Raw genomic sequence first — 8,529 nt, 5'->3', positions numbered from 1 at the left:
GTGTAGGTGCGGCCCTCGGTGGTCAGGCCCGGCATCGGCTTGCCGTCCTCGGAGCACTCGAGCTTCACCTTCACGCTGTCGCCCTTCGCAACCGGATGCGGGTCGTCGGCGACGTACTCGGCGTAGTGCTCTGCCGTCTCGTCCATGTGGCGCTGGACCTCGTCTTCGCTCACCTCGAAAGGCTGCACCGTGATGGAAACCGGCTCATAGGAAGAGAGCTCGTAGTTGGGCTTCGGGAGCACCACGACGGTGAACGCGAACTCACGGTCGCGGGCGATGGCGCGATCGTGCTCGGCCTTCGGCGGGTACGCGGGCGTGAGGTTCTTCTTGTCGATGGCATAAGGGACAAGACCCTCGATCGCCTGCTCCTGCACGATGGAGTCGAGGTTCTTGATGCCCATCTGCTCCTCGGCGACCTGAGCGACCGTCTTATCCTTTTCCGGGCGCAGGCCCATCTGCTGAGCGAACTGGATGTAGGCGTTTTGCAGCACCTCGTTCACCTCAACGGGCGTTGCGACGCATTCGAGACGCAGCTTGCCGTCATCGAGCTTTCGCTGAGTAACCTTCATTGAATTAGTTCCCCTTTCGAATGAGAAAACTCCAACTCATTTGTAGAAATTGTAGCGCAACTTGTGCGATGCGCATCCTGCAAGACGTATGAAAGGGACGGATTGCTCCCTCATCTTCGGCAATTCGCAGGTACAAGTAGGCGCCTATTCGTTCGATTTCAGGCTTTCGACCATATCGATCCGGCGCAGCTTCGGGCGCATGGCAAGCGTCACGATCACCGAGAACACCATGGTTAATAGGAACGCAATGATAAAGCTTGCCGCATGGATGTCGCGGCCGAACATGACCTGATCCACTTCGGCCGTCACCACGACGAAGCCTTCCATCACGATGCCGAGCAAAAGACCCACGAGCGCACCGATTACGGCAAGCAGAAGCGTCTCGCGATAGATGTAGGCGTCGACTTCGCGCGGGGTGAAACCGAGCACCTTCAGCGTGGCGATCTCGCGGACGCGCTCGGTGATGTTGATGTTCGTCAGGTTGTAAAGCACGACGAACGCGAGCAGGGCCGCCGCAATCACGAGGACCACGACCACGCTGTCGACGCTCTTGAGCATGGTTCGGTAACTATCGATAGTCTCGTCGTTGTAGGTGACCGTCTTCACGCCATCGGTCGCCAGAAGCTCGTCGGAGAGGACCTCGCGCGCGCCCTCGTCTTCCACCTCGTTCGCATAAAGCGTGGTAAACACAGGTTCCTCGCCCATCACCTGCTCGTAGAGTGCCGGCGTGAAGTAGACGTAGTGCCCGACGTAGTTCTCCATGATGCCTGCCACGGTGACCTCGCGCCCGTCGCCCGTCGCGTCGCCCACGGCGTCCTCATCGAAGATGGAAAACGTGCTGCCCACCTCAAGGGAGAGCTCCATCGCGAGCTTCTCGCTCACGAGCACGCCGTCGTCGGAGAGCGCAAGCTCCTCGTGCCCCTCGCGCGTGCGCATCGTGATGAAGTCGGAGAAGGCGTCGGGATGCTCGGGCACGATGATGTCGATGCGGTGCTGGCTTATGTCCGCGCCGTCGCCGGAGACGGACTGCGCCTGCTTGTTCGCGGCGGCAAGCCAGGTGAAATCCCCCGAGGCGTCTTCCCTAACCCGCTGTTCCACCTGTGATTTCTCGTCAGGCGTGCAATCGGAGTCCATACGGACGATGGTGTTGTAATGATAGAGCTCGCCATATTGCTTGTCGATGATGTCGTTGATGGCGTTTTGCAGCCCCAAGCCCGTGAGCAGAAGCGCCGTACAGCCGGCGATGCCCACGATCGCCATGATGAAGCGGCGCTTGTAGCGGAAGAGGTTGCGCGAAGTAACCTTCCAGGAGAACGACAGGCGGTGCCACAGAGGGCGGATGCGCTCGAGCAAGATACGCTTGCCGGCCTTCGGGGCACGCGGCAGCATGAGGAACGCCGGGCGCTCGCGCAGCGTCGAGGCCGCGGCGAACCAGGTGGCGATTACGGTGATTCCCACGCCGAGCCCCGCGGCGGCGGCGGTCATGGCGGGATCGACCGGGCACGGCCGACACGGAACGGCGTAGATGATCGCGTAGGCGCCCATGATGAACCAGGGCAAAAACTTCGAGAGCGCGACGATGCCGATAATCGCACCAACGCCGCTTGCCACGATGGCGTAGATGAGGTACTTCGAGGTGATGCGCGCCTTGCTGTAGCCGAGCGCCTTGAACGTGCCGATGAGCACACGCTCCTCCTCCACCATGCGCGTCATGGTAGTAAGCGAGACGAGTGCCGCCACGAGGAAGAACAAAAACGGGAAGACCTGCGCGATCTGATCGATGCGGCCCGCGTCCGACTTGAAGCTCTCGGCGCCGATGTTCTTCGTGAGGTCGAGCACGTACACCTCGCCCTCAGTATCGGCGATCGCGTCCACGTCCGCCTGGGCATCGGCAAGCTTCGCCTCGGCATCGGCGAACTGCTCCTCGGCGTCCGCGCGTTGGGTGGACAGCTCGCTTGCGCCCTCTTCGTATTGCGCGAGGCCATCCTCGTATTCGGAGCGGCCCGAGGCAAGCTGCCGTCGTCCCGACTCCAGCTGGGCGCGACCGCTGTCGATGGTCGCTTGCGAACTTGCAAGCTCGCCCTCGGCGGCATCCATGCTCGCCTGCGCCTGGGAGCGCTGCTCGGCAAGCTGGGCACGTCCCTGCGCGATCTGCTCGGGAACGCCCGCGGTCTGCGCGTCTATCTGCGCGATGGCGGCCTCAAGCTGCGCCACGACATCGTGCGCGCCCGCCGCCTGCGCCTGCGCGAGCTGCTCGACGAGCATCGCCCGCTGGGCCATGGCAGCGTCATAGCTTGCCTGGGCGGCGTCGAGCTGGGCCTCCGCAGCCGCAAACTGCTCCTCGGCAGCTGCGCGCTGGGCGTCGAGCTCCGCCCGCCCGCTGTCGACCTGCGCCTGTCCGCTCGCAAGATCGCGAGCGCTTGAGTCGATGGTCGCCTGCGAGCTCGCGAGCTTCGCAGCCGCATCGTCAAGCTTCGCCTTCGCGTCGTCAAGTTCCACCTGAGCATCGTCGAGCTTCTGGAGTGCATCGGCGCGCTCGGTCTCGAAGTCGGCTCGGCTCTCGTCAAGTTCCGCCTGCGCATCGGCGCGAATACCCTCGAGGCGCGAAGCCAGAAGATCGTCGGAAATACCGTTGATGCGCGATGCCGTCGCATCGACAAGTGATTGGTAGTCATCGGTCGCCCATTGCGCCTCGCGAGCGCCAGCGACGGTGACGAACGCCTCGGTGTAGGGGAAATCCTCCGCGAAAGCGCCTTCGGGAACATAGGCGAAGGTCGCGAGCTGCCCCGACCCGAGCGACGTCGACCCCACCGAGGTCGAGCACGTGTAATACGAGGAGCGGACAAAGCCCGAGACCGTGCACTCGTGAACGGCGAAGGTGTCGTCGAGATCGGAGGTCCCTTCCGCAAGCAGGACCTTATCGCCGACGTTCACCTCGGTCGACCACACCGTGTCGGCGGACAGCAAACACTCGTCGTTCGAATCGGGCCAGGAGCCTTCGACGAGGATGGGCCGGTTGATATAGTACGGGTCCTCAGATTCGACGTTCAGACCGTCGTCGCATTCGCTCGCCCGCGCTTTATCGACGTTGAGGGAATGGATGCGCGTCGTGTACTGCACGCCGTCGATCTGCGCGATGACGTCGGACTCATAGGCTGGCATGACACCGCTTACGCCTTCAACCTGGGAAATCTCATCGATCTGGTCGTCGGTGAACCCGAGTGCGGACACAACGCGCAAATCGCACAGGTTGGTCGCGTCGTAGTACGTGTCGCCCGCAAGACGCATGTCGGGGCCGGTGAGGCGCAAGCCCGCATAAAAGCCGCACCCAAGCGCCGCGATAATGGCAATAGCGAGGAAGCGCCCAAGCGAATGAGTGATCGATCGCATTACCTCTTTGCGGAATGCCCCTGCCATCGGCTACCACTCAATCGTTTCAGCGGAGGCGGGATGGGCGTTTTGCTCCACGGCGGCAACCTTGCCCTCGCGGATATGAATCACGCGGTCGGCGATGTCGGTGAACGCGGAATTGTGCGTGATGAGCACGACGGTCTTGCCCGTGTTCGCGCACGTGTCCTGCAAAAGCTTTAGGATCGCCTTGCCCGTCTTATAGTCGAGGGCGCCCGTGGGCTCATCAGCCAAAAGCACCTTCGGGTTCTTTGCGAGGGCGCGGGCAATAGCGACGCGCTGCTGTTCGCCGCCCGAGAGCTGCGAGGGGAAGTTGTCGATGCGATGAGAGAGGCCAACTTCGGCAAGGACTTCAGCGGCATCGAGAGGGTCGGTGCAAATCTGGCTTGCGAGCTCAACGTTCTCGAGCGCCGTCAGGTTCTGCACGAGGTTGTAGAACTGGAACACGAAGCCGATGTCGTAACGGCGATAATACGTGAGCTCCTTCTCGCCGAACGAGCTCACCTCGCGCCCGTCGAGCATGATCTTGCCCGACGTGCAGGAATCCATGCCGCCGAGCATGTTCAAAAGCGTGGTCTTACCCGAGCCCGAAGGCCCGACCACGACGACGAACTCGCCTTTTTCGACGGTAAACGACATACCGTCGACAGCGGCGACCTCTACCTCGCCCATCTGATAGATTTTGCGAACATCACGGAACTCGATAAACGCCATGCGGACTCCTCGAAATATCGTCGTTTGTCCCATTATAGCGAAACCTCACCGTTAAACGCGCTCGAGGTTGGTCAAGAGCAAAGGATAGCGGGCGTCGAGAAAGAAAAAGCCCCAGGTCAAATAACCTGGGGCTTCGTAGCAGGCGTCAGTCGCTCAGAGATAGGACTCTAGGCGTTGAACAGCTCGATGGAATCGCCTTCCTTGAGCGTGACCATGGCCTTCTTCCACGTACGGGTACGGCCAGCCGCACCGCGCATGCGCTTCGGCTTGGACTTCACGTTCAGGGTGTTCACCTTGGTCACCGTCACGTTGAAGATGGCCTCAACTGCCTGACGGATCTCAACCTTGTTGGAGGTCTTGGCGACCTCGAAGGTGTAGGTGTTCTTCTCCATCATGTCGTAGCTGTGCTCCGTGATGACGGGGCGGATGATAACCTCGCGAGGATCCTTCATTTATGCAAGCACCTCCTCGATGCGGGCCAGGGTGGACTCAGTCAGCACGAGCGTCTTGTTATCCAAGAAGTCGTAGGTGTTGATCATGCACACCGGGACGATGGTGACGGTCGGGATGTTGCGGAAGGACTTGTAGGTGTTGATGTCCTCGTTGCCGATCACGAGCGTCGCGCGACCCTCGATGCCGAGCGCCTTCAGGGCAGCAACGGCGTCCTTGGTGCAGGGCTTCTCGAAGTTCCAATCAGCGACGACCATGAGCTGGTTGTCGGCGAGCTTCGCGGAAAGCGCAGAGCGCATCGCGAGCTTGATCTCCTTCTTGTTCACCTTCATCTCGTAGGAGCGGGGATGCGGACCGAACACGGTGCCGCCGCCAGCCCATTGAGGTGCGCGGATGGTGCCCTGACGAGCGCGGCCGGTGCCCTTCTGGCGCCACGGCTTCTTGCCGCCGCCGCTAACCTCGCCGCGAGTCTTGGTGTCATGCGTGCCCTGGCGCCACGAAGCGCGCTGCGCGCGGACCGCAAGGTGCATGACCGGGACGTTCGGCTCGATGCCGAACACGGAAGGATTGAGCTCGGCAGTGCCGGTCTTCTCACCCTTCGCGTCCTTGATATCAATCGTTGCCATATGTAATGCAGCTCCTAATCTTCGTTACTAACTACGCCATGCGCACGCGCACGATGCCGTTCTTGCCGCCCGGGATACCACCCTTGACGAGAATGAGGTTCTGCTCCTCATCGATGCGAACGACCTCGAGGTTGCGGACGGTCACCGTGTCACAGCCCATGTGACCCGGCATGCGAACGCCCTTGAAGACGCGGGACGGGGTTGCGCACTGGCCAACCGAACCGGGAGCGCGATGGAAGTGCGCACCGTGTCCGCCAGGGCCGCCGGCAAAGCCGTAGCGCTTGATGACACCCGCGAAGCCCTTGCCCTTGGAAGTACCGGTGACGTCGACCTTCTTCACGTCGGCAAATGCCGCGACGGTCTGCAGGTCGCCCGTCTTGTACTCGCTCGCGTCCTCGACGCGAACCTCGCGCAGGTAACGAACAGGCTCGGTGCCGAGCTTCTCGAAATGGCCCGCCATCGGCTTGTTGACCTTCTTCGGCTTGATTGCGCCGAAGCCCAACTGAACAGCTTCGTAACCGTCCGTAGCCTTCGTCTTCACCTGGCAGACCTTGTTCGGCTCAGCCTGGATAACGGTAACGGGAACGACGGTTTCGTTCTCAGCGAAGATCTGCGTCATGCCGATCTTCTTGCCAAAGATTGCATTAATCATTTAAAAGAGCCCCCTTACAGCTTGATCTCGATGTCGACGCCGGCCGGGAGATCGAGACGCATCAGGGAATCGACCGTGTTCGGGGTCGGCTCCAGGATGTCGATGAGGCGCTTGTGGGTGCGCATCTCGAACTGCTCGCGGGAATCCTTGTCGACGTGCGGGCCCTTGACGACGCAATACATGTTGCGCTCCGTCGGCAGCGGAATAGGACCGGACACTTTGGCACCCGTCTTCTGCGCGGTATCGACGATGAGCTTGGTGGACTGATCCACGATCTCATGATCGTACCCCTTCAAGCGGATGCGAATCTTCTGATTAGCCACTTATCTTACCTCCATTAAGCTTGTCGCAGCCGCGCACTACGCGTTGCCGCCAGCCTTGCTGATAATCTCTTCGGACACGCTCTTCGGAACCGGCTCGTAGGACGCGAACTGCATCGTGTACGTCGCACGGCCCTGAGTGCCGGAGCGCAGGTCGGTTGCATAGCCGAACATCTCGCCCAGCGGAACCTTCGCGGAGATGACAACGGCGTTGCCGCGCGATTCCTGGCCGCAGATCATGCCACGGCGGCTCGGGATGTCGCCCATGACGAAGCCCATGTACTCCTCGGGGGTTTCAACCTCGACGGACATGACGGGCTCGAGGATGACCGGGTCGGACTTGCGCAGCGCGTCTTTGATCGCCATGGAGCCTGCGACCTTGAATGCAGCTTCGGAAGAGTCGACGTCGTGGTAAGAACCGTCGATGAGCTCGACGCGCACGTCCTCGACGGGGTAGCCAGCCAGAACGCCCGTGTTGAGAGCTTCCTGGATGCCCTTGTCGATGGAAGGAATGTATTCCTTCGGCACGACGCCGCCGACGATCTTGTTCTCGAACTCGTAGCCCTTGCCGGCTTCCTGCGGGTACATGTTGATGACCGCATGGCCGTACTGGCCGCGACCACCGGACTGGCGGACGAACTTGCCCTCGGCGTTGAGCACTTCGTGGCCCGGACGCTCGCGGTAAGCAACCTGCGGCTTGCCGACGTTTGCCTCGACCTTGAACTCGCGCAGAAGGCGGTCGACGATGATCTCGAGGTGAAGCTCGCCCATGCCGGCGATGATGGTCTGGCCGGTCTCATGGTTGGTCGACACGCGGAACGTCGGGTCCTCTTCCGCCAGCTTCTGGAGAGCGATCTCCATCTTGGTCTGGTCGGCCTTGGTCTTCGGCTCGACGGCAACGTCGATGACGGGGTCGGCGAATTCCATGGACTCGAGGATGATCGGCGCGTCTTCCTCGCACAGCGTGTCGCCCGTGGTCGTGTTCTTCAGGCCAACGACAGCGACGATATCGCCAGCGGAGCAGGCGTCGATGTCGACGCGCTGGTTGGAGTGCATCTGAAGCAGGCGGCCGATGCGCTCTTTCTTATCCTTGGTGGCGTTGGACACGTAGGAACCAGCGTCCAGATGGCCGGAGTATACGCGCAGATAGGTGAGCTTGCCGACGAACGGGTCGGTCATGATCTTGAACGCGAGAGCCGCAAACGGGGCCTTCGGATCGCTCGGACGCTCATCTTCCTCGCCGGTCTCGGGGTTGGTGCCCTTGATCGCGGGAACGTCGATCGGAGCCGGGAGGTAATCGACGACGGCGTCGAGGAGTTCCTGCACGCCCTTGTTCTTGTAGGCGGAGCCCACGAACACGGGGTTGATCTTGCAGGCGATGACGCCCTTGCGCAGGGCAGCCTTCAGCTCTTCGACGGAGACTTCCTCTTCCATGAGGACCTTCTCCATGAGGTCGTCGTCGCAGTCGGCGGCAGCCTCGAGGAGCTCCTGATGGTAAAGCTCGGCGTCCTCTTTGAACTCGGCGGGGATCTCGTCCATGGGCTCAGGGTAGGTCATGCCCTTGTCGTCGGCCTTGAAGTCCCATGCGGTCATGGTGACAAGGTCGATGACGCCCCAGAAGTTGTCCTCGGCGCCCATCGGGAGCTGAGCAGCAACAGCCTTCGCACCCAGACGATCCTTCATGGTCTGACTCGCATGGAGGAAGTCGGCGCCGACGCGGTCGTACTTGTTGATGAAGGCGATGCGGGGGACGCCGTAGTGCTCGGCCTGACGCCAAACGGTCTCGGACT

The 8,529-nt window shown here is 61.5% G+C and carries 8 protein-coding genes; all 8 read right to left on the bottom strand.

Annotated features, from left to right (window positions below):
* On the bottom strand, positions 1-569 hold a 569-nt coding region (locus tag Q0G18_RS08005), incomplete at its 3' end, for a trigger factor family protein (protein WP_297151763.1).
* Positions 570-713: 144 nt separating this feature from the next.
* On the bottom strand, positions 714-3,959 hold the full coding sequence (locus tag Q0G18_RS08000) for an FtsX-like permease family protein (protein WP_297151760.1): 3,246 nt from the start codon (positions 3,957-3,959) through the stop codon (positions 714-716).
* 30 nt (positions 3,960-3,989) lie between these two features.
* On the bottom strand, positions 3,990-4,691 hold the full coding sequence (locus Q0G18_RS07995) for an ABC transporter ATP-binding protein (RefSeq protein WP_297151757.1): 702 nt from the start codon (positions 4,689-4,691) through the stop codon (positions 3,990-3,992).
* Between the two features lie 167 nt (positions 4,692-4,858).
* Positions 4,859-5,143, bottom strand: a complete 285-nt coding sequence (gene rplW / locus Q0G18_RS07990; RefSeq protein ID WP_158049763.1) for a 50S ribosomal protein L23 — start codon at positions 5,141-5,143, stop codon at positions 4,859-4,861.
* Entirely contained in the window at positions 5,144-5,767 is a 624-nt protein-coding gene (gene rplD / locus Q0G18_RS07985) for a 50S ribosomal protein L4 (RefSeq protein WP_297151754.1), read from the bottom strand.
* A 31-nt stretch (positions 5,768-5,798) separates the two neighbouring features.
* The gene (gene rplC / locus Q0G18_RS07980) at positions 5,799-6,419 is read right to left on the bottom strand and encodes a 50S ribosomal protein L3 (RefSeq protein WP_158049765.1); all 621 of its coding nucleotides are present in this window, start codon (positions 6,417-6,419) and stop codon (positions 5,799-5,801) included.
* Positions 6,420-6,433: 14 nt separating this feature from the next.
* On the bottom strand, positions 6,434-6,742 hold the full coding sequence (rpsJ, locus tag Q0G18_RS07975) for a 30S ribosomal protein S10 (RefSeq protein ID WP_158049766.1): 309 nt from the start codon (positions 6,740-6,742) through the stop codon (positions 6,434-6,436).
* A 36-nt stretch (positions 6,743-6,778) separates the two neighbouring features.
* Positions 6,779-8,529 (bottom strand): elongation factor G (gene fusA / locus Q0G18_RS07970; protein ID WP_297151751.1); only part of this gene is annotated, 1,751 nt, incomplete at its 5' end.

It is taken from the genome of uncultured Ellagibacter sp. (assembly GCF_934636505.1).
Taxonomy (GTDB): domain Bacteria; phylum Actinomycetota; class Coriobacteriia; order Coriobacteriales; family Eggerthellaceae; genus Ellagibacter.
Note: the sequence above shows the minus strand (reverse complement) of the source record. Positions and strands in the feature narration are given on the sequence as shown.